The organism is Micromonospora sp. WMMD882 (assembly GCF_027497255.1).
In the GTDB taxonomy this organism is placed as follows: Bacteria; Actinomycetota; Actinomycetes; order Mycobacteriales; family Micromonosporaceae; genus Micromonospora.
In genome coordinates this window covers 3,388,589-3,409,132 of sequence record NZ_CP114903.1, presented here as the reverse complement: position 1 = coordinate 3,409,132, position 20,544 = coordinate 3,388,589, and the positions used below count along the sequence as shown (strand labels likewise).

Below are 20,544 nucleotides of genomic sequence, written 5' to 3'. Positions count from 1 at the left end.
GCCGCAGGGACTAGCGTCGGGGCATGAACCACGGCTTCGAGACGCTCGCGATCCACGCCGGCCAGGACCCGGAGGCCCGCACCGGCGCGGTGATCCCACCTATCTACCAGACCAGCACGTACGCGCAGGACGCCGTCGGGGCGCCCCGGCTGGGTTACGAGTACAGCCGGTCCGGCAACCCCACCCGGGACGCCCTCCAGGAGTGCCTGGCCGCGCTGGAGGGCGGGCCGGTCGGGCTGGCCTTCGCGAGCGGTCTGGCCGCCGAGGACGCGCTGCTGCGCGCCGTCTGCCAGCCGGGTGACCACGTGGTCATCCCGGACGACGCGTACGGCGGCACGTACCGGCTCTTCGCCCGGGTGAACGAGCGCTGGGGGCTGGACTTCACCCCGGCGAGGATCTCCGACCCGGCCGCCGTGCGGGCCGCGGTCCGCCCCGGCCGTACGAAGATCGTCTGGGTGGAGACGCCGACGAACCCGCTGCTCGGCATCGCCGACATCGGCGCCCTGGCGGCCGTCGCGCACGACGCCGGGGCGCTGCTGGTGGTCGACAACACCTTCGCGTCGCCGTACCTCCAGCAGCCGATCGCCTTCGGCGCGGACGTGGTGGCGCACTCCACCACCAAGTACATCGGCGGGCACTCCGACGTGGTCGGCGGGGCGCTGGTCACCGCCGACCGGGAGCTGGGCGAGCGGCTGCGGTACCACCAGAACGCGATGGGCGCGGTCAACGGCCCGTTCGACGCCTGGCTGACCCTGCGCGGCATCAAGACCCTCGGCGTACGGATGGACCGGCACTGCGACAACGCCGAGCGGATCGCCGCGTACCTGGAGGGGCACGCCCAGGTGGCCCAGGTGATCTACCCGGGCCTGCCGTCGCACCCCGGCCACGAGACGGCCGCCAAGCAGATGCGCCGGTTCGGTGGGATGATCTCGTTCCGGGCCGCCGGCGGCGAGGAGCACGCGGTGCAGATCTGCAACCGTGCCACGCTGTTCGTGCTCGCCGAGTCCCTCGGCGGGGTGGAATCGCTGATCGAGCACCCGGGTCGGATGACACACGCAAGTGCCGCCGGCTCGCCGCTTGAAGTTCCCGGCGATCTCGTGCGACTGTCTGTCGGCATCGAGACGGTCGACGACCTGCTCGCCGATCTGGAGCAGGCGCTGGGCTGACCGCTGGCTGGGGAGGGTGGCCGTGCAGGACATCATGCCGACCTGGGTCGGGGCGACCGCGAAGCAGATCGCCCGCGGGGTACGCCGGGGCGACGTCTCCGCGACCCAGGTGGTCGCCGACCACCTCGACCACATCGCCGCCGCCGACGCCGGCCTCGCCGCGTTCCGTCAGGTGCGCGGCGGGGAGGCGATCACCGAGGCGGAGAAGGTCGACGAGCAGGAGGACCTGGCGAACCTGCCGCTGGCCGGGGTCCCGGTCGCGGTCAAGGAGAACACCCCGGTCGCCGGCCTGCCCACCTGGCGCGGCTCCGCCGCCGCCCGTACCCCGGTCGCCGAGCGCGACCACGAGGTGGTCCGGCGGCTGCGGGGCGCGGGCGCGGTCATCCTCGGCGTCACCCGGATGCCGGAGCTGGGCCTGTGGGCGGTCACCGACGACCAGACCGCCGTCACCCGCAACCCGTGGGATCCGCGCCGTACCCCCGGCGGCTCGTCCGGCGGGGCCGCCGCCGCGGTGGCCGCCGGCCTGGTGCCGATCGCGCACGGCAACGACGGGCTCGGCTCGATCCGGATCCCGGCGGCCTGCTGCGGCCTGGTCGGACTGAAGCCGGGCCGGGGCGTGGTGCCCTGGCAGCTCGGCGCGGAGGACTGGTTCGGCCTGGCCGAGCACGGCATGTTGACCACCACCGTCGCCGACGCGGCGGTGGGTTTCCAGGTGCTCGCCGGCCGCCAGCAGGAGAAGCTGGTCCCGCCGCAGCGGCTGCGGGTCGGCGTGTCGCTGCGCTCGCCGGTGCGGGGCGTCGCCGCCGACCGGCCCAACCGGGACGCGGTCGCCGCCGCCGGCCGGCTGCTCGCCGCCGCCGGGCACGACACCGTGCCGGCGGACCCGGTGTACCCGACGAAGCTCGGCCTCCAGGGCATCGCCACCTGGTTCGCCGCGGCCGCCGCCGACGTGCGGGCCAGCGACCTGGACCGGCGCAGCCTGCAGAAGCGCAGCCGTCGGCACGCCACGCTGGGCGAGTGGGCGCAGCGGCGCGGCTACGTCCGCCAGGCCGACCGGGACGCCTGGCGGGAACGGTCCGTCGGCTTCTTCGCCGACCACTCCGTCGACCTGCTGCTCACCCCGGCGCTGGCCAGCGCGCCGCCGCCGGCGCAGAGCTGGTCGGCCCGCTCCTGGCGGGCGAACATGACCACCAGCATCCGGTACGCCCCGTTCGCCGCGCCGTGGAACGTCGCCGGGCTGCCCGCGCTGGTGGTGCCGGTCGGCCGCCGCCCGGACGGGCTTCCGGTGGCGGTGCAACTGGTCGGGCCGCCCGGTTCGGAGCTGCTGCTGCTCGCCGTCGCCGGCCAGTTCGAGATGCAGGCCCCCTGGGCCCGGCACGCCCCCGGCTACCCGCGCGTCGGCGCGGGCTCCCCGGCCACCACCTGACCGTCTACTGTGTGCGGGCCCCTGACCCTGCGCACCGAGGACGGCCGTCGTGCCCTGCCACACCTGCGGACGCGAGACAGACTCGCGGAGACGTGAATGCGAGACCTGCGACACCCCGGTCGGTGAGCCGGCCGTCCGCCCCGACCAGCGCACCTTCCCGGTACGCGGGGTCGGCCGGGCGGCCTCGGTGGCGGTCGCCGTGACGGCGCTGTGCCACCTCGTCGCGACGCTGTTCCCGCTGCCGGCCAGCCTGGCCGCCGAACGGGCCGCCCGGCGGCTCGACCCGGGCGGGCTGCTGGTCGTCGTCCTGCTCGACGGGGCGATCGCGGTCGCCTACGTGCTGGCGTTCCTGGTCGCCGCGGTGCTGGTGATCGTCTGGTGCCACCGGGCCCGGCGCAACCTCGACGCCTTCCCGGGCGCCGGCCCGACGCTCGCCACCGGCTGGGCGGTCGCCGGCTGGCTGGTGCCGTTCGTCAACGTCGTCGTCCCCTACCGGGTGGTCGCCAACATCACCCGGGACAGCCTCTGGCAGCCCGCCACGCCCCCGCTGGTCAAGATCTGGTGGGCCGCCTGGCTGGTCTTCTACTGCGGCGGGAGCAGGATCGAGCGGCTCGACCGGTTCGAGCCCGACCTGCCGGCGTCCCCGGCCACCCCGGCGGACTTCGCCGCCTACGTCGACCACTACCGCGGCTCGCTCGACTGGGAGCTGCTGCCGGGGCTGGCCTGTCTGGTGGCCGGGGTGACGCTGGTGGCGCTGATCGAGCGGATCTCCGCCGCCCAGCAGGCCCGGATCGACCGGGCGCAGCGGTACGGGCCGGTGACGCCGGGCATGGTGGTGCCGTCCCCCGGGCTGCCCTGAACCGCGGGTGGCACCATCGGGGGCATGACTGAGCTGGTCGAACTCGCCGACGTGCGGGCCGCGCGGGAGCTGCTCACCGGGGTCACCCGGGTCACCCCGCTGGAGCCCTCCCGCCCGCTCACCGCGGCGCTGGGCGGCGCCGCCTGGCTCAAGTGCGAGCACCTGCAACGCGCCGGGTCGTACAAGGTGCGTGGCGCGTACGTGCGGATCGCCCGGCTGAGCCCGGCGGAGCGGGACCGCGGCGTGGTCGCGGCGAGCGCCGGCAACCACGCCCAGGGGGTGGCCCTGGCCGCCGGCCTGCTCGGCGCCGCCGCCACCGTCTTCATGCCGGTGAACGCGCCACTGCCCAAGGTCGCCGCCACCAAGGGGTACGGCGCGCAGGTGCAGCTCGTCGGCGCGACCGTGGACGAGTCGCTGGTGGCCGCGCAGACGTTCGCCGAGCGGACCGGGGCGGTGTTCATCCACCCGTTCGACCACCGGGACGTGATCGCCGGGCAGGGCACCGTGGCGTTGGAGATCCTGGAGCAGTGCCCGGACGTGCGGACCATCGTCACCGGCGTCGGCGGCGGCGGCCTGGTCTCCGGCATCGCCGTGGTGGCCCGGGCGCTGCGTCCCGACGTACGGGTGATCGGGGTGCAGGCGGCCGGGGCGGCGGCCTACCCACCCTCGTTGGCGGCCGGTGAGCCGGTGCGGCTGCCGGCCTTCGCCACCATCGCCGACGGCATCGCGGTCGGCCGTCCCGGCGACCTGACCTTCACCCACGTGCACAAACTCGTCGACGAGGTGGTGACGGTCACCGAGGAGGACATCTCCCGGGCGCTGCTGATGCTGCTGGAACGGAACAAGCAGGTCGTCGAGCCGGCCGGGGCGGTGGGGGTGGCGGCGCTGCTGGCCGGTGTCGTCGAGACCCGGGAGCCGACCGTGGCGGTGGTCTCCGGCGGCAACATCGACCCCCTGCTGATGTTGCGAGTGATCGAGCACGGGCTCGCCGCCGCCGGCCGCTACCTGCGGGTCACCGTCCGCTGCGTGGACCGGCCGGGGCAGCTCGCCTCGCTGCTGTCGGAGATCGCCGGGCACCGCGCCAACGTGGTGGACGTGGTGCACCAGCGGGCGCACCCGCACCTGCGCCTGGGCGAGGTGGAGGTGGCGCTCTCGGTGGAGACCCGGGGGCCCGAACACTCGGACACCCTGATCAGCGCGTTACGGGCGAGCGGGTACCAGGTGTTCGCGTCCGGGGCGTGAGGGAGCCACGCCCCGGACGGGACGAGCAGCGCGCGTGATCGGCCGGATCAGCCGGAGAAGGGCTCGAACGAGACCACGGTCACCTTGATGTCCGCGCCGCTGGGCGCGGTGTAGGTGACGGTCTGGCCGGCGCGGGTGCCCAGGATGGCCTGCCCGAGGGCGGACTCCGGGCTGTAGACGGTCAGCTCGGTGGTGGAGGCGATCTCCCGTGAGCCGAGCAGGAACGTCTCGGTGTCGTCGGCGTCGTCGTCGAAGTAGATCGTCACGACCATGCCCGGTGTGACCGAATCGGCGCTGGGCGCCTCGCCGACCCGGGCGGTGCGCAGGAACTCCTGGAGGTAACGGATGCGTCCCTCCGCCTTGCCCTGCTCCTCGCGGGCGGCGTGGTAGCCGCCGTTCTCCCGCAGGTCGCCTTCCTCGCGCCGGGCGTTGATCTCGGCGGCCATCGCGGGTCGTTCGGCGATCAGCTTGTCGAGCTCGGCCTTCAGACGGTCGTACGCGTCCTGGGACAGCCAGGTGGCGGACGCCTCGTTGTCAGTGTTGGACACAGGCGGTCTCCTCGGATTGTGCGGGCTGGCCGACAGGTGAACTACCAAGTTACCAGTGCCGCACCCGGGCAGGTGGTGGCGATTTCCGCCGCCCGGCCGCCCGGCTGACCCCCGACGTGTCGTCCCAGCAGCTCACGACGGCGCGTGGCAGCGCACGACCTCGCCGATGAACGGGCGGGCGGAGGTGGTCAGGCGGTGCTGGAGACGGACCACCCGATCCTGCCCGTCGGCCGTCACCGGCACCTGCTCGCGGGCCACCTCGGCCCCGTCGACCGAACGGGCCCGCAGCAGGCACACCGCCGACCCGCCGGGCGGGACGTTCACCTGGAAGTCCACCAGGATCCCGGTGTCGGTGACGTCGGTGTACGTGATCACCTGGGCGTCGTAGGTGGGGTCGCCGTACCGCTGGTAGAGCCGGAACGCGGCCAGCCCGAGCGCGACGACGACCACCGCCACCAGCAGCGCCGTCAACCACGGCCGGCGTCGGCGCGCCTGGCGGCGACGGCCGTACCGGCCGGGGGGGAATACCGGGGCCCCCGGGGCGGTTGTGGCGTGCGTCTCGGTCACCGGTGGGCGTCTCCTGGCGTTCTCGTCACAGGCGTCGGGAAGAATGAGCGGGTCCATCTTCTCAGCCCGCCCACGTCGCGCTGTCGGCAGGTCGACGCCCATGTTGACACGTCCGACCGCGGCAGGCCGAGGCTGAGGGAGATACCGGCAGCCCAGCCACCCGGTCGCCAGGGGCGGGTGGGGGCAGACACGAGGAGTGCGGCTTTGGCAGAGCAACTGCGTCTCATGGCCGTCCACGCCCATCCCGACGACGAGTCGAGCAAGGGCGCCGCGACCATGGCGAAGTACGTCGCCGAGGGGGTGGACGTGCTGGTCGTGACGTGCACCGGCGGGGAACGCGGCAGCGTGCTGAACCCCAAGCTGGACCGGCCGGACGTCTGGGCCAACATCGGGGAGATCCGGCGGGCCGAGATGGACGCCGCCCGGGCCATCCTCGGCGTCGAGCAGGCCTGGCTGGGCTTCGTCGACTCGGGCCTGCCCGAGGGCGACCCGCTGCCGCCGTTGCCCGAGGGGTGCTTCGCCCTCCAGGAGGTCGACGTCGCCGCCGGGCCACTGGTGCGCCTGATGCGGGAGTTCCGTCCGCACGTGGTCACCACGTACGACGAGGAGGGCGGCTACCCGCACCCCGACCACATCATGTGCCACAAGATCAGCGTCGCGGCCTTCGAGGCGGCCGGCGACCCCGGGCGCTACCCCGACCTGGGTGAGCCGTGGCAGCCGCTCAAGCTCTACTACGACATGGGCTTCTCCCGTGCCAAGGTCACCGCGCTGCACGAGGCGGTGCTCGACGCCGGTCTGGAGTCGCCGTACGCGCAGTGGCTGGACCGGTGGGAGGACCGGCCCGACAAGGGGCCCCGGGTCACCACCCGGGTGGAGTGCTCCACGTACTTCCCGGTACGCGACGACGCGCTGCGCGCCCACGCCACCCAGGTCGACCCGGACGGCTTCTGGTTCCACGTGCCGCTCGAGGTGCAGCAGAAGGCGTGGCCGACCGAGGACTTCGAACTGGTCCGGTCGATGGTCGACAGCCCGCTGCCCGAGTCCGACCTCTTCGCCGGCATCCGGGAGCGGGCCCACGCCGGCTGACCGGGCACGGTGAGCAGGGCGGCCCCGCCCGCCGGTCAGGGGGCGGGGCTACCCTGGTCGTAGTCCGCACATCGGAGGAGACCCATGCTGACCACCGCCGCCCAGGTGCTCGCGGAGAACAACTTCGGGGACACCCGTACCGGTGGCCTGGCCGGGCCGATGGGTCTGTTCCTCATCGTGCTGCTCGGCACCGCCACCGTCCTGCTCATCCGCAACATGAACTCCCGGCTCCGTCGGCTGCCGGACCGGTTCCCCGACCAGCGGTCATTGTCGGTGTCCGACCAGCAGCCGTCGCCGGTGTCCGACCCCACAGTGCCGCCCGCCCCCACGTCGGCGGCCCCGGGCGGTGCCGGCCGGTCAGTCGTTGATCCGACAGACCGGGGCTCGTCACAGTAGAAACCGACGAACGCTCAGGACGGACCCCAGCAGCACCGTAACGGGACCTCCGAGGCATGATCCGGGGCGAACCGGGGCGTCACCCCCTGTTGTCGTCCTCTTGTTTGGCTTAGCCTTCCGCCGGGGGACCAACGCATCCCCGAACCGTGCGCGGGAGGGGGGCCAGTGACCGTCACAGCACCGGCTGCCCGTGACACCCCGGCCGCCCGGGTACGCCTGCTCGTCGCCGTGGTGCTGGTGGCCGCGCTGACCGCCGCCGTCGTCGGCCTGACGCTGCCGGCCGGCCTGCCCACGGCGGACCCGCTTCCCCCGTGGGCCCGGTTCGGCATCGCGGTCGCGGTGTTCGGCGTCGCCCAACTCGCCCGCCTCCGGTTCCGCGCGGTCGCCGGCATGGTGAGCATCACCTGGGGCGAAGCCGCGCTGATCGTCTCGCTGTACCTCGCCCCTGGTGGTTGGCTGCCCGCCGCCGCGCTGCTCGGCACCGGCCTCACCTGGGGGTTGATGTCGCTTGCCGGGGACCGTCGCACGGCCGTGGAGCTGGTGCGGATCGCCGCCTCGGCGACGGTGGCGACCGCCGCGGCCGTCGCGGTCACCACGTCCCTCGGTCAACCCTTCCTGGCCCGGCCCACCCCGTCGCTGACGCTCGCCATGCTGGCCGGGGCGGCGACGTACCTGCTGGTCAGCGCCGGGTTGGGCGGCCTGAGCCTGACGGCCCGGCACGGCGGCGCGGTCACCCCGCCGCTGCTCGCCGCGTTGCGCGGAAAACTGCTGATGTTCGTCGGCAACGTCGCGATCGGCCTGCTGGTGATCGCCCTGATCAGGATCGACCCGCGCTGGCTGCTGCTCCTGCCGCCGCCGTGCTGGCTGCTCCAGCAGACCTACCGGTTCCGGTTGCGCGCCGAGGGGGAACGCCGTACCTGGCGGGCGTTCGCCGAGGCCACCGGCACGCTCAACCAGCTCGACGAGCGGGGCGTCGCCACCGCCGCGGTGACCGGCGCGCTGGTGCTCTTCCAGGCCAGCGTGGTGCACGTTCACGTGCTCCGTGTCGACGGCCGGTGGCGGCGCTACCACGGCGCCGCCGGCGGCCAGGTGGTCGCCGGGGACGGGCCGCCACCGGACGCCTCCGTCCCGGAAACCGGCGAGCCCGACCCGGGTGGGCACGAGCTGCTCCGACCGCTCACCGTCGGCGCGACCCTGGTCGGCGAGCTGCGGATCCGGCTCGCCGGTTCGGTCGCCCCGACCGAGTCCGAGCGGGACGCCTTCGCCGCCTTCGGTGACGCCCTGGCCGCCGCGTTGCACGACGCGGCCACCCACCGGGAGCTGCGCCTGGTCACCGAACGGTCGTCGTACGAGGCGGTGCACGACCCGCTCACCGGCCTGGTCAACCGGACCGCCCTGCTGGCCCGGGGCGACGAGGCGCTGCGGCAGCTCGCGCACGGGCGGCCGGTGGCGCTGCTGCTGTTGGACGTCAACCACTTCAAGGAGGTCAACGACACCCTCGGGCACACCGCCGGTGACCGCCTCCTACAGCAGACCGCGAACCGGCTGGGCGCCCTGATCCGCCCCGGCGACCTGCTCGGCCGGCTCGGCGGCGACGAGTTCGCGGTGCTGATGACCACGTTGCCGGTGGTCGACCGGGGCAGCGCTCCGACGGCGTACGCGCTGCGCCGGGCCCGGGAGGTCGTGGAGCGGCTGGCCGCGCCGATCGAGGTGGCCGGGGTACGGATGTCCACGGAGGTGTCGGTCGGGGTGGTGGTGGCCGGCGCGGGCACCGCCGACCTGACCGAGCTGCTGCGCCGCGCCGACATCGCGATGTACCAGGCGAAGGCCGGTGGCGGCAGCGTCGCCGCGTACGACAGCTCCCGGGACGACGCCAGCACCGACCAGTTGACCCTGCTGGCCGAGCTGCGCGAGGCGCTCACCGTCGAGGACCAGTTGTTCCTGGCCCTGCAACCCGCGGTGGACCTGACCACCGGCGCGCCGACCGGCGTGGAGGCGCTGGTCCGGTGGCGGCACCCGCGTCGGGGGCTGCTCACCCCCGCCGAGTTCGTCGGGCCGGTGGAGCACAGCGAACAGCTCGGCGCGTTCACCCGCTACATCCTGGACAAGGCGCTGACCGTGGCCGCGGGTTGGGCCCGGGACGGCCTCGACGTGCCGATCTCGGTGAACGTGTCCGCGCGGAGCCTTCTCGACCCCCGGTTGCCGACCGAGATCGCCGATGCGCTGCGCCGGCACCAGGTCCCCCCGCACCGGCTGGTGTTGGAGATCACCGAGACGGTGGTGATGAGCGAGCTGGAGGTCGTCGACGAGGTGCTCGCCGCGCTGCGCGCGACCGGCGTGCAGATCGCGGTGGACGACTTCGGCACCGGCTTCTCGTCGTTGACGTTCCTGACCCGGGTGCCGGTCGACGAGGTGAAGGTCGACCGCTCGTTCGTGGGCCGGATGGCCGACTCGCCGCAGGCGGCGGCGATCGTCCGCACCACCGTCGGGCTGGCCCAGGAGCTGGGGCTACGGGTGGTCGCCGAGGGCGTGGAGACCGCCGAGCAGCGGCTCGCCCTGGCCGAGCTGGGCTGCACCTCCGCCCAGGGGTACCACTTCTTCAAGCCGATGCCGGCCGACAAGATCGGTACGGTGCTCGGCTCCCTGCTCGACACGGCCACCGCGAACGTCTTCCCGCTCCGCGCCGACGGCGCCTCCTGACGAGACCGCTCCCGCCTCTCGCCGTCCTGGCCCTCGTGGTCCTGTTCCCGGATTCGCCGCCTCGTTCGGCCCGGCATCCCCGGGCCGCGTCCCGACCGGCGGGCAGGAAGATCCCCCGGGTCCGGCTTGCGTCGGCCCACCCTCCCGACCGGTGGGCAGCACTCTGCCGTTCCCGGGGATGACGGACAGCCGGTTCGGGCGCTGTCGAGCTGCCCCATATCTGGGGCAGCTCCAAAGGCTCCGCTCGGCTTACCATCCGCTCCGCCTCGTCACCCGTCCGCCAACCTCGGCGGGGAGAGGCGGGGCAGCTCCAAAGGCTCCGTCCGCCTCACCACCAGCCCCGCCTCACCACCCGCCCGTCAACCTCGGCGGGAAGAACCGGCCGGACGGTGAGGTCGGCGACAGGATGGTGAGGCGGCCCAGGAGGCAGCAACGCCGGCAGGAGCAACGGGGCAGCAGGAGCAACGGGCGGCGGGGTGGTGGGGGAACGGGGCGCGGTGGTGGGAACGGGGCGGTGGGACGGGGGAGAGGATCAGCCCCGGTCGTGCAGGTCGTCGACCACGTCGGGCAGGGCGGCCCAGTCGGCGGAGGCCACGCTGGCGTGTTTCGCGGCCAACTGGGCGACCCGGGCCCGGGCGGCGGCCGGGTCGGTGTTCCCCACCGCCGGCGGGACGTGCTGCGCGTCGGTCATCACCAGCAGGTAGTGGTTGCTGTGGTACCAGGCGGTGTCGATGCCGCCGGTCACGTACGCGGTGGCGTCCCCGTCGAAGATCACGAACCAGGGGCGCAGCGTGGCGTCGGCGTACCGGGCGCGCGGATCGCCGGCCTGGGCCTTGTGCACGGCGGGGAACGCCTGGGCGCTGGCCAGGGCGCCGGCGGCGGCCAGGCCGGCCAGGTGGCGGGCGTACTCGACGTCGGTCCACAGGGTGTCGGTCGGGTTGCCCTGCTCGACGGTGCCGGGGATCAGGTGCACGATCACCTTCCCGGCGAGCTGGGCCCGGGTGGGCCAGGCGTCGGCGCGGGCGGCGGCGTCCAGTGAGGCGTATCCGCCGCGCAGGTCGGCCGGGCGGAAGACCCGGTTGCCGAGCCGGGCGGCGAGCAGCGCGTCGAGCTGGGTGGGCCCCTGCCCGGTACGGGCGCTGAAGCCGGTCTTCAACTCCAGTTTGAGGTGCAGCGGCCCGGCGTCCGGGTGGGCGGCCAGCCAGAGCCGGATGTCGTCGAGGCAGTGTTCGAGGTTCCGGTTCCGGGTGCCGGTGTAGAGCTGGCCGGCGCTGGTGGCGGCGACGCAGTTGTTGTTGTTCCCGAGCGGGTTGGCGTGGCTGACCCGCCACTGGTTGGTGATGATGTCCGGCCAGACGTCCAGCTCGATCATGCCGGGCCGGGCGTCGAGCGCCTGCGCCAGATAGGCGTACGTCTCCTTCTCGTACGCGTTGTGGGTGCCGACGGTGGTGGTGGCCGAGACCCGGCTCTGCGGGCCGACCGCGACGGCCGGGCCGCCCGCGACGGCCGGGGCGGCGGCAGCCGGGGTGGCGGCGAGCAGGGCCGGGGCGGCGGCGAGCAGGGCCGCGGCCACGGCGAGCGTGGACAGGGGACGGGGTGCGCGCATGTGTCGCCTCCGGGGGAGAGGCCGGCGACGATCGCCGGGCATGCACTGATGAAAGTCGATGAATGTGAATGCCGGAAGACCCCCGGGAAACGACCGTGCCGACGGTCCGGGATGTCGCCGCCCGGAGCGCTGGTTATGGTCGTGCGGTGAACCGACTCGGCAACGCCACCAGCCCGTACCTCCTCCAGCACGCCGACAACCCGGTCGACTGGTGGCCGTGGTGCGACGAGGCGTTCGCCGAGGCGAAACGGCGCGACGTGCCGGTGCTGATCTCCGTCGGCTACGCGGCCTGCCACTGGTGCCACGTGATGGCCCACGAGTCCTTCGAGGACGAGACTGTCGGTCGCCTGATGAACGAGACGTTCGTGTCGATCAAGGTGGACCGGGAGGAGCGCCCGGACGTCGACGCCGTCTACATGACCGCCACCCAGGCGATGACCGGCCAGGGCGGCTGGCCGATGACGGTGTTCGCCACGCCGGACGGCACCCCGTTCTTCTGCGGCACCTACTTCCCGAAGCCCAACTTCGTCCGGCTGCTGGAGTCCGTCGGCGCCGCCTGGCGTGACCAGCGCGACGCCGTCCTGCGGCAGGGGGCCCAGGTGGTCGAGGCGATCGGCGGCGCGCAGGCCGTCGGCGGGCCCACCGCGCCGCTCACCGCCGACCTGCTCGACTCCGCCGCCGCCCAGCTCGCCCGGGAGTACGACGGGACGAACGGCGGCTTCGGTGGCGCGCCGAAGTTCCCGCCGCACATGAACCTGCTCTTCCTGCTCCGGCACCACCAGCGCACCGGCTCCACCCAGGCGCTGGAGATCGCCCGGCACACCGCCGAGGCGATGGCCCGGGGCGGCATCCACGACCAGTTGGCCGGCGGCTTCGCCAGGTACTCGGTCGACGGCCACTGGACCGTGCCGCACTTCGAGAAGATGCTCTACGACAACGCGCTGCTGCTGCGCTGCTACACCCACCTGTGGCGGCTCACCGGCGACCCGCTGGCCGCCCGGGTGGCCCGGGACACCGCCCGGTTCCTCGCCGACGAGCTGCACCGGCCCGGCGAGGGCTTCGCCTCCGCCCTGGACGCCGACACCGACGGCGTCGAGGGCCTCACCTACGCCTGGACGCCCGACCAGCTCGTCGAGGCGCTGGGCGAGCAGGACGGCCGTTTCGCCGCCGACCTGTTCGACGTCACCGAGTCCGGTTCGTTCGAGCACGGCACGAGCGTGCTGCGGCTGGCCCGGGACGTCGACGACGCCGACCCCGAGGTGCGCGCCCGGTGGCAGGACGTCGTCCGGCGGCTGCTCGCCGCCCGGGACACCCGCCCCCAGCCGGCCCGCGACGACAAGGTGGTGGCCGCCTGGAACGGCCTGGCGGTCACCGCGCTCGCCGAGTTCGTCCGGCTGGTCGAGTCCGGCGCGGTCACCGTCCGGGAGGAGGACGCCAACCTGCTCGACGGCGTCACCATCGTCGCCGACGGGGCGTTGCGTCAGGCCGCCGAGCACCTCGCCACCGCGCACCTGGTCGACGGCCGGCTGCGCCGGGTCTCCCGGGACGGCGTGGTCGGCGAGCCGGCCGGCGTGCTGGAGGACTACGGCTGTGTGGCCGAGGCGTTCTGCGCCATGCACCAGCTCACCGGCGCCGGGCGCTGGCTGGAACTGGCCGGCGGGTTGCTGGACACCGCGCTGGCCCGGTTCACCGCGCCCGGCGGCGGGTTCTACGACACCGCCGACGACGCCGAGCAACTTGTCACCCGCCCGGCCGACCCGACCGACAACGCCACCCCCTCCGGCCGGTCCGCGCTGGTCGCCGCGCTCGTCGGGTACGCGGCGCTGACCGGGGAGACCCGGTACCGGGAGGCCGCCGAGGCGGCCCTGGCGACCGTCGCGCCGATCGTCGCCCGGCACGCCCGGTTCGCCGGGTACGCGGCCACGGTCGGCGAGGCGCTGCTCTCCGGCCCGTACGAGATCGCGGTGGTCACCGACGACCCGACCGGTGACCCGCTGGTCGCGGCGGCCCTGCGGCACGCCCCGCCCGGGGCGGTGGTGGTCGCCGGCCGTCCCGACCAGCCCGGTGTGCCGCTGCTCGCCGACCGTCCGCTGGTCGACGGCCGCCCCACCGCGTACGTCTGCCGGGGGTTCGTCTGCCAGCGACCGGTCACCACCGTCGACGACCTGCTCGCCCAGCTCCGGGGGTAGTGGCGGCACACCTGCGGGTGGGTGGCGCGGGTCGTCCGGATAGGCTGGCGGCGCTATGGATCCCCGTACCGGTCTCCCTGTTGTCGGCATGGTGGGCGGCGGCCAGTTGGCCCGGATGACCCACCAGGCCGCGATCGCCCTCGGTCAGTCGCTGCGCGTCCTCGCGCTCACCCCCGACGACGGCGCGGCCCTGGTCGCCGCCGACGTCCAGTACGGCGACCACACCGACCTGTCGGCGCTGCGCACCTTCGCGAAAGGCTGCGACGTCGTCACGTTCGACCACGAGCACGTGCCGACCGGACACATCCGCGCCCTCGCCGCCGAGGGGACGACGCTGCACCCGCCGGCCGACGCGCTGGTGTACGCCCAGGACAAGCAGGCCATGCGGGAGAAGCTGGCCGCGCTGGGCGCGCCGGTGCCCGCCTGGGCGCCGGTCGCCGCCCCTGCCGACCTGGTCGACTTCGGTACGCGTACCGGCTGGCCGGTGGTCCTGAAGGCGGCCCGGGGCGGCTACGACGGTCGGGGCGTCTGGCTGGTCGACGACGCGGACCAGGCCACCGAGCTGGCCGGCGCCCTGCTCGCCGGCGGCACGAAGCTGATCGTCGAGGAGCGGGTCCGGCTGCGCCGCGAGCTGGCCGTGCAGGTGGCCCGTTCGCCGTTCGGCCAGGTCGCCGCGTACCCGGTGGTGGAGACGGTGCAGCGCGACGGCATCTGTGTCGAGGTGCTGGCCCCGGCCCCCGACCTGCCCGAGGAGCGGGCGGTCGCCACCCAGCAGCTCGCCATCGACCTGGCCACCGCGCTCGGCGTGGTCGGCCTGCTCGCCGTGGAGCTGTTCGAGACCGACGCCGGCGTGGTGGTCAACGAGCTGGCCATGCGTCCGCACAACTCCGGGCACTGGACCATCGAGGGGGCCCGCACCTCGCAGTTCGAGCAGCACCTGCGGGCGGTCCTGGACTACCCGATGGGGGACACCGCGCTGGCCGCGCCGGTCGTGGTGATGGCGAACGTGCTCGGCGGCGAGCCCGGCGGCATGTCGATCGACGAGCGGCTGCACCACCTGTTCGCCGCCGAGCCCGGGGCGAAGGTGCACCTGTACGGCAAGCAGGTCCGACCGGGCCGCAAGATCGGGCACGTCACGGTGCTCGGCGACGATCTCGACGAGGTACGGGCGCGCGCCGCGCGGGCCGCCCACTGGCTGCGTGAAGGGCAGGAGCCGCAGGGATGAGCACCGTCGGGCTGATCATGGGCAGCGACTCGGACTGGCCGACCATGCGGGCCGCCGCCGAGGCGCTCGACGAGTTCGGGGTGACGTACGAGGTGGGCGTGGTCTCCGCGCACCGCACCCCGACCAAGATGATCGACTACGCCCGTTCGGCCGCCGACCGGGGCCTGCGGGTGATCATCGCGGGCGCCGGTGGGGCCGCCCACCTGCCCGGCATGGTCGCCTCGGCCACGCCGCTGCCGGTGATCGGGGTGCCGGTCCCGTTGAAGCACCTCGACGGGATGGACTCGCTGCTGTCCATCGTGCAGATGCCGGCCGGCGTGCCGGTGGCCACCGTGTCGATCGGCGGGGCGCGCAACGCCGGCCTGCTCGCCGTACGGATCCTGGCCGCCGCCGACGAGGCGCTGCGGGCCCGGATGACCGCGTTCCAGGCGGACCTGGAGAAGCTGGTCGCCGAGAAGGAAGCCGCCCTGCACGCCTCCCTCCCGGCCTGACCCTCCGTCGGGCCGGGCCCGGCAGGTCCGGGCCGCTGCCGCCCTGCTCAGCGCATACCGCGCAGGGCGGTCTGCAGGCGGTCCTGGGCGCGGCGACGGCGCTCGTTGCTCGCGCCCAGCACCAGCAGCACCAGACCGACCAGCAGCAGCACCAGCCACGGTCCCAGACTGAACAACGCGTGTAGCGCGGCGATCCCGGTGACCACCGCCCCGACGATCACCGGGGCCTGCTGCTGGGTCATCGACCCCCAGATCAGCACGCCCACCGCCCCGAGCAGCAGGAGCACCTGCCGGAGCAGGCTGGAGTCGGTGGCCAGCACGATCGCCAGGGTCGGCACGAACGCGGTGACCAGCGCCGGCCCGTACGCGACCCAACTGCTCAGGTCGGGGCGTTCCCGCAGCTCCAGCATGCCGACCAGCAGCGCGAGCGCCGCGAACGGCAGCGTGTACGCCTCGGGCAGCGCCACGTCGGCGACCCGCATCAGGATCCACCAGGCGACGATCTCGCAGCCCACCACCGACCAGAACAGGATGCGCCGTTCGGTCGGGCCACGACCCGGCCGGGTGGCGGCCACCCCGAGCACCGCGCCCCAGCCGGCCAGCAGGGCGGCGACGTGCCGGGGCGAGTCGAACGCCAGGGCCAGGGCGATCAGCGCGGCGGCGTACCCGCTCCACTGCACCGTGGCCGCCTCGCGCTGCGCCTCGGGGCGGCGCAGGCGCGGCAGCCGGGCGGCGAACACCTGGAGCGCCGCCCCGACCGCCAGCACCCCGAACGCCGACCAGACCGGCGCGAACCCGGCGACCAGCCCGATGGTGAGCACCAGAAGCTGGGCCGTCAGCGAGGCGAACAGCCAGCCCAGGATGCGGGCCCGCTCGGTGCTGCCGAACAGCGCCGCGACCGCGCCGACCGCGACCGCCCCGGCCAGGGTGAAGACGGTGAGGTCCCGGGTGGCCAGCGCGCCGGCCAGGCCGGCGCTCCCGGCGGCCAGGCCGATGCCGAACACCAGCACCCTGGTCCAGCGCAGCGACCGGGCCGGCTCGACCAGCGGCGGTGGCGGGGTCAGCGCCAACCCGAGCATGGCCAGGGTGAACACGGCCAGCGCGGCGAGGGTGGTGTGCGGCCAGCCCTGTCCCAGGGCGGTCGGGGTGATCAGCACGGTGACCGCGAGACCGGGCAGCACCACCGGCACCGCCCGGAAGTACACCCCGCCGGTGAACGCGACGGCGGCCAGCGCGGCGGTGACGGTGAGCAGCAGCGCGGTGAGCACGTGGGTCGGGTTCCCCGCGTCGGCCGGCACGGTGAGCAGCTCCGGCGGCGGCCCCGCCCAGATCCGGGACAGCGCCGCGTACGGCTCGACCAGCGTGACCACCAGGGCCGGGGTGAGAGTGACCACCGCCAGCGCGATGGGCAGGGCGGCGGCGGCGAGCGCGCCGGCCGCCGGGCTGATCCGCCAGCGCCGGTCGGTCAGCCGGGCCGGCATCCGGCGCAGCGCGCCGTCCAGCAGCATCGTCCACCGTCCGACGGGCGCGGCGGCAGCGGCGGCCGGCGGCACGGTCGCCGCCCGGACCAGCTCGGCGAGGACGCCGAGCAGGGCGACCGCCGCCGCGAACACCCCGACGGCCAGGCCGGCGGGGATCGCCGCGAACGCGCTGACCGTCGCGCCGGCGGCGATGCCGAGACTCGCGTACGGCAGGTACTGCGGCGCCCGTCGCCGGACTGCCGCGACCACCGCGAGCCCGATGCTGGAGGCGGCCAACGCGCCGGTGATCAGCACCTCGGGCGGGTGCCCGGCTTGGGCGGCCAGCGCGGCCACCACGCCGGGCAGGGCGAACAGGGCGGCTGCGGTGGCGAGACCGCCGATGGTCACCAGGTGCGGCGGCATCCCCTCGGCCTCGACCAGGTCCTCCGGCCCGGCGAAGGACCGGCCCAGCGTGGCGACGGTGACGCCGACCAGCACGACGATGCTCAACGCCAGGGCGGTCGTCCAGGGGCGTACCAGCCCGGCCCCGGCCGCGTGCAGCGCGACGAGCGCGGCGACGGTGATCCGGGACAGCCCGGCCCGGGGGTCGGTGGCGGCCACCGCGGCCATCCCGAAGATGGTGGCGACGGTCCCGCTGACCAGCACCGGCGACCACCACGGCAGGTCGAGGGCGGCCGGCGCGCCGATGGTGGCGAGCACCGCCGCCGCGCCGGAGACGTCGTGCTTCCACGGCTCGGGGAGCAGGATCGCGGCGGCCACCCCCAGCAGGACCAGCGCGACCGGGGCCTGGGCGGTGACGCCGCCGACCGGCGCGGCCGGCCAGCCGGTCAGGTCACCCGCCCAGATCGGCCCGGGGACGGCGATCACCCCGAAGCCGCCGCGCAACGCCGTCCAGCCGGCCAGCGCCCCGATCACCGCCCCGGCCAGGGCCATCCCCAGGATCGGGCCGCGCCGCCACTCGTCCGGCATCGCCCGGGCCGCGACCGCGACCACCAGCACCAGCGCCGCCGCGACCAGGAGCTGCGCGCCGGGCACCAGCACCGCGGCGATCCGCAGCAGGGTGGCGACCAGCGCGACGGTGGCCGCGGCGGCGGCGAAATCGGAGCCGTCGAGGGGCAGGTCGGTGCGGTTGCGCGCGTCGATCGAGGGCGCGGCGAACAGCAGCAGCGCGGCGACCGCCAGCAGCGCGGCCACCCAGGCGTCGGCGCTGGTGGCCCCGGGCGCGGCGAACGCGGCGGCGGCGACCGCCAGCGCGCCCAGCCCGGCCCCGACCGCCAGCGGCATGCTGATCTTCCGCTGGGACACCTGGACGATCGCGGCGTAGCCGACGGTGACGCAGACCGCCAGGAAGCTGGCCGCCAGGATCGGGACGGTGACCTCCCGTTGCGTGGCCGGGGTGAGCACCGGCCCGGCCGGGACGAGCGCGGCGACGAACCCGGCCACCGCGCCCGGCAGGGCGAACGCCGCGCCACCGGCGGCCCAGGCGGTGAGCGTGTCGGCGGCTGCCGCCGGGGTGAGGCGGACCCGGGGGGCGAGGACCACCAGGACACCGCCGACGAAGAGCGCGAGCAGCACGGCGGCCGTCGACGCCGGGCGGGCCAGCGCCGCGCCCGCGCCGACCAGCCCGACCGCGCCGGCGGCGAGGGCGTGCGCCAGCGCGGCCCGACGGGTCCGGGCGGTGAGCCCGGCCAGGCCGACGCCGATCGCGGTGAGCGCCATCGGCCACGGCGCGGTGGCCCAGCCCAGCCCGACCGAGGCGGGCGCCGCGAGGGCCGTCACGGCCGCGCCGGCCACCGCGAACTCGCGGCGGATCTCCGCCGGCAGGGCGAGGACCGCCGCGACGGTCAGCAGCAGGGCGCTCAGCACGAGCTGCCAGCCGGCCGGGCCGGCGGCCTCGGCGAGCACGGCCGGGTAGCGGTCCAGGTCGGCCGCCCAGGCGGGCAGGGCCGCGCGGACCGTGGCCACCCCGGCCCGTACCGCGCCGGCCGCGACGAGCAGGCCGGTGACGGTCAGCGCCACCGCCGAGGCGAGCTGCGGCCCACGCCTGGCGCGTTCCGGCACGGCCCGGACGGCGACGCTGGTCAGGGCGATGACGACGGAGATCAGCAGCAGGGCCCGGCCGGGCAGGGCCACGGCGGCGACCCGGCCGAGCGCGCCGATCACGGCGAGGGTGGCGATGCCCGCGCCGAGGTCGGGCAGCGGCGGCCGGCGCAGCGACACCGTGCCGGCCAGGGTCACCGCGGCGGCCAGCAGCAGCGCCGCGCCGGCGCCCAGGGCGGCCGGCACGGTGGTGGCGCGCAGCAGCGCGACGACCGCGTACGCCAGGGCGAGCGCGACCGCCGCCCCGAACAGCGTCCAGCCGAGCTCGGTCAGCCCCGGCACCCGCCGGGCCGGGACGGCGGCCCGGGGGCCGGCGGTGGCCCGGGCCGGTCGGGTGGTCGTCGTGGACGGGTCGGTGAAGACCTCGCCGTCCTCCTCGGGCGCTCCCTCGGGGCGGCGCGGCGTCGACCGGTCCGGGGTGGGCCGCCCGTCCGTGGCGTCGGCCACCGGCTCCGTGGTCAGCGGTGAACGGACCAGCGCCAGGTCGATCGCGGCGACCACGGTGAACGCCAACGCCCAGCCGGCCGGGCCGCCGACCAGGCCGGACGCGAGCAGCGGCAGCACCGGCTGAGCGGCCAGGACGGCGGCGAACCGGGGCACCCGCAGCCCGGTGGCCCGGGCGTAGCCGTAGCCGATCCCGGCGGTGACCGCGAAGACCAGCCCGGCGTAGACCGGGCCGGGCACCGCCGACGAGCCGGGCAGCCCGACCGCGTGCAGGGCGTAGCCGTCCAGGGGCACCAGGAGCAGCCCCACCGCGGCGATGGTCTCGGCCGTCGACAGCAGCCCCCGGCGGGCCACCAGCGGCGGGGCGAGCAGCGTCAGCGCGGTGGCGGCGAGCAGGATCAGCAGGCGGGCCAGCGCGTCCATCGAGCTGGTGGCGACCGCCGCGAAGACCACGGCGGCGACGCCGATCAGCAGGGCGCCCAGCCCGAGCGGGATGTTCTGCACCTCCCGCGAGGACGCCTCCGGCGGGTGCTCCGGGTCGTCCGCGTCGAGCCAGGTGGCGGTGGCGGTCGGCCCGGCCGGCGGCGGGGCGCTCTGCCGGGGCACCCGGGGCCCGACGCCGCCGGTCGGGGCGGTGGGGACGCCGCCGGGCGGCGCGACGGGCGTCCGGCGGCCGGGGCGGCGCAGCCGTACCTTGCGGGGTCTGGTCGCCTGTCTGAGGCGTTCCTCACCGGCGTGCGCCAGCACGTCCCGTTGGAACATGGCCGCCTGCATCTTCTGGGCGAGTTGGCGCTGCTCGCGGGAGATCTCAGCCTCCCGGGCCTTCAGTTCGGCGATGGACCGCTCGACCTGGGCCACGTGGGCCGCCCACTGCGGCTGCCCGGCCCCGCAGTGTGGGCAGCGACGGGCCGGTTTGATCTGGTTGCCGCACGAGACACACTGGAAGCCACTCACCGCACACCCCTCCGCCCGGGTCGGGCCGCACTGTGGAATCCCACTGTGGCAGCATGCCCTGACC

The 20,544-nt window shown here is 75.1% G+C and carries 14 protein-coding genes; 10 read left to right on the top strand and 4 right to left on the bottom strand.

The window, feature by feature from the left end; translation table 11 throughout:
• The first annotated feature begins 23 nt into the window (after nucleotides 1-23).
• The 4 genes from O7606_RS14025 to ilvA are packed head-to-tail and all read left to right on the top strand — an operon-like array spanning nucleotide 24 to nucleotide 4,693.
• Nucleotides 24-1,166 carry a cystathionine gamma-synthase gene (locus O7606_RS14025; protein ID WP_281594470.1) on the top strand — a complete coding sequence of 381 codons (1,143 nt, stop codon included), beginning with the start codon at nucleotides 24-26 and terminating at the stop codon, nucleotides 1,164-1,166.
• Nucleotides 1,167-1,182: 16 nt separating this feature from the next.
• A complete protein-coding gene (locus O7606_RS14020; RefSeq protein WP_281594469.1) occupies nucleotides 1,183-2,592 on the top strand; it encodes an amidase family protein in 1,410 nt (469 codons plus the stop codon).
• A gap of 49 nt (nucleotides 2,593-2,641) precedes the next feature.
• Complete coding sequence (locus O7606_RS14015) at nucleotides 2,642-3,451, top strand: DUF4328 domain-containing protein (RefSeq protein ID WP_281594468.1); 810 nt, start codon at nucleotides 2,642-2,644, stop codon at nucleotides 3,449-3,451.
• Between the two features lie 24 nt (nucleotides 3,452-3,475).
• A complete protein-coding gene (gene ilvA, locus O7606_RS14010) occupies nucleotides 3,476-4,693 on the top strand; it encodes a threonine ammonia-lyase (RefSeq protein ID WP_281594467.1) in 1,218 nt (405 codons plus the stop codon).
• A gap of 47 nt (nucleotides 4,694-4,740) precedes the next feature.
• On the opposite strand, the gene greA is transcribed toward ilvA, so the two are convergent.
• Nucleotides 4,741-5,241: a transcription elongation factor GreA gene (greA, locus tag O7606_RS14005; RefSeq protein ID WP_281594466.1), complete on the bottom strand. Its 501-nt coding sequence runs from the start codon at nucleotides 5,239-5,241 to the stop codon at nucleotides 4,741-4,743.
• 132 nt (nucleotides 5,242-5,373) lie between these two features.
• Complete coding sequence (locus O7606_RS14000; protein WP_281594465.1) at nucleotides 5,374-5,808, bottom strand: DUF4307 domain-containing protein; 435 nt, start codon at nucleotides 5,806-5,808, stop codon at nucleotides 5,374-5,376.
• A gap of 204 nt (nucleotides 5,809-6,012) precedes the next feature.
• Here O7606_RS14000 and mca point away from each other — a divergent pair, with 204 nt between their 5' ends.
• The 3 genes from mca to O7606_RS13985 all read left to right on the top strand — a co-directional run bounded on the left by mca (nucleotide 6,013) and on the right by O7606_RS13985 (nucleotide 9,990).
• Entirely contained in the window at nucleotides 6,013-6,894 is an 882-nt protein-coding gene (mca, locus tag O7606_RS13995; protein WP_281594464.1) for a mycothiol conjugate amidase Mca, read from the top strand.
• An 87-nt stretch (nucleotides 6,895-6,981) separates the two neighbouring features.
• Nucleotides 6,982-7,290, top strand: coding sequence for a hypothetical protein (locus O7606_RS13990; RefSeq protein WP_281599660.1), 309 nt, complete (start codon nucleotides 6,982-6,984; stop codon nucleotides 7,288-7,290).
• 165 nt (nucleotides 7,291-7,455) lie between these two features.
• Nucleotides 7,456-9,990 carry a bifunctional diguanylate cyclase/phosphodiesterase gene (locus tag O7606_RS13985; protein ID WP_281594463.1) on the top strand — a complete coding sequence of 845 codons (2,535 nt, stop codon included), beginning with the start codon at nucleotides 7,456-7,458 and terminating at the stop codon, nucleotides 9,988-9,990.
• Between the two features lie 532 nt (nucleotides 9,991-10,522).
• On the opposite strand, the gene O7606_RS13980 is transcribed toward O7606_RS13985, so the two are convergent.
• Complete coding sequence (locus O7606_RS13980; protein ID WP_281594462.1) at nucleotides 10,523-11,596, bottom strand: phosphatidylinositol-specific phospholipase C domain-containing protein; 1,074 nt, start codon at nucleotides 11,594-11,596, stop codon at nucleotides 10,523-10,525.
• A 146-nt stretch (nucleotides 11,597-11,742) separates the two neighbouring features.
• Here O7606_RS13980 and O7606_RS13975 point away from each other — a divergent pair, with 146 nt between their 5' ends.
• From O7606_RS13975 to purE, 3 genes are read left to right on the top strand one after another with little or no spacing between them, the layout of a single operon-like run.
• Complete coding sequence (locus O7606_RS13975; RefSeq protein WP_281594461.1) at nucleotides 11,743-13,785, top strand: thioredoxin domain-containing protein; 2,043 nt, start codon at nucleotides 11,743-11,745, stop codon at nucleotides 13,783-13,785.
• Nucleotides 13,786-13,840: 55 nt separating this feature from the next.
• Nucleotides 13,841-15,010, top strand: coding sequence for a 5-(carboxyamino)imidazole ribonucleotide synthase (locus O7606_RS13970; RefSeq protein WP_281594460.1), 1,170 nt, complete (start codon nucleotides 13,841-13,843; stop codon nucleotides 15,008-15,010).
• On the top strand, nucleotides 15,007-15,501 hold the full coding sequence (gene purE, locus O7606_RS13965; protein WP_281594459.1) for a 5-(carboxyamino)imidazole ribonucleotide mutase: 495 nt from the start codon (nucleotides 15,007-15,009) through the stop codon (nucleotides 15,499-15,501). The genes O7606_RS13970 and purE overlap by 4 nt, the downstream gene beginning before the upstream one ends.
• 47 nt (nucleotides 15,502-15,548) lie before the next feature.
• Here the strand turns inward: purE and O7606_RS13960 are convergent, their stop codons facing one another.
• Nucleotides 15,549-20,480, bottom strand: coding sequence for a permease (locus O7606_RS13960; protein ID WP_281594458.1), 4,932 nt, complete (start codon nucleotides 20,478-20,480; stop codon nucleotides 15,549-15,551).
• Between the last annotated feature and the right edge of the window lie 64 nt (nucleotides 20,481-20,544).

Coding starts and splice junctions, on each gene's coding strand:
- purE (WP_281594459.1), top strand. CDS start 15,007: ATGAGCACCGTCGGGCTGATCATGGGCAGCGACTCGGACTGGCCGACC.
- O7606_RS13980 (WP_281594462.1), bottom strand. CDS start 11,596: ATGCGCGCACCCCGTCCCCTGTCCACGCTCGCCGTGGCCGCGGCCCTG.
- O7606_RS13970 (WP_281594460.1), top strand. CDS start 13,841: ATGGATCCCCGTACCGGTCTCCCTGTTGTCGGCATGGTGGGCGGCGGC.
- O7606_RS14025 (WP_281594470.1), top strand. CDS start 24: ATGAACCACGGCTTCGAGACGCTCGCGATCCACGCCGGCCAGGACCCG.
- ilvA (WP_281594467.1), top strand. CDS start 3,476: ATGACTGAGCTGGTCGAACTCGCCGACGTGCGGGCCGCGCGGGAGCTG.